Origin of the sequence: Erwinia sp. MYb416, from assembly GCF_037479575.1 — a bacterium.
GTDB lineage: Bacteria > Pseudomonadota > Gammaproteobacteria > Enterobacterales > Enterobacteriaceae > Erwinia > Erwinia rhapontici.
Genome location: NZ_JBBGYT010000288.1, coordinates 1 through 795 on the forward strand (window position 1 = coordinate 1; position 795 = coordinate 795).

2 pseudogenes are annotated in these 795 nt (G+C 56.1%); one reads left to right on the forward strand and one right to left on the reverse strand.

Annotated elements, in window-relative coordinates:
• Positions 1-281: pseudogene (locus WH277_RS02595) on the forward strand (S-methyl-5-thioribose kinase); the annotation flags it as partial.
• Between the two features lie 76 nt (positions 282-357).
• Here WH277_RS02595 and WH277_RS02600 read toward each other — a convergent pair.
• A pseudogene (locus WH277_RS02600) lies at positions 358-795 on the reverse strand (hypothetical protein); the annotation flags it as partial.

The window sequence follows — 795 nt, forward strand, 5'->3', positions numbered from 1 at the left end:
TGGCGGCAGAGAAGAGCCGCGATCGTGCGCTGGCCGTGCCGGGCTACTCCCGCGAATTCCTGCGTAAGGTGTGGAGCGATACCATCGGCTATTGCGGCACTGAACTTATCCGCCGTACCGTGGGGATGTCGCAGGTCGCAGATATCAAGAAGATCGAAGATGAAGCGATGCGCATCGAATGCGTGCGCCAGGCGATAATCCTGGGGCGCAGCCTGATCCTGCTGGCTGATCATGTGCCGGATGTGGAAGCACTGATTGCACGTATCCGCCAGAACGGTTGAGGATACGGCTGGCAATAGCAAAGGGCCAATCGTATTTTACGACTGGCCCTTTGCCTTTCAGATCGCCGCGCTCTTGTTACGCCGTTTCGCGTTGTGCAGAGCGTTGTGGCAGCAGCAGAATGCAGACGGCTATAAACAGCATCAGCGTGAATGAGGCCCCGTAACGGCTCAGCGCCAGTCCGCCGTGTGCCAGTGGTTTATCCAGGAAGTCTCCGACCACTGCCCCGAGTGGACGCGTCAGGATAAAGGCAGCCCAGAAAATCGCCGTGCGTGACCAACGGGTAAACAGATAACATCCCAGTAAAGCCACCAGTGCCACAACAAAAATGACTATCCCACCAAGATAACCCATTCCTGCCGAATCAGCGGTCCAGTCGCCCAGCGCCGTCCCCAGCGTTTGGGAAAACATAATCGTGACCCAGTAAAAGATCTCTGACTGGCGATTATTCACGGAATATACCGACACCGTGCCGCACACTGCACGCCAGCATAATAAGGAAGTGAATAACAGCAG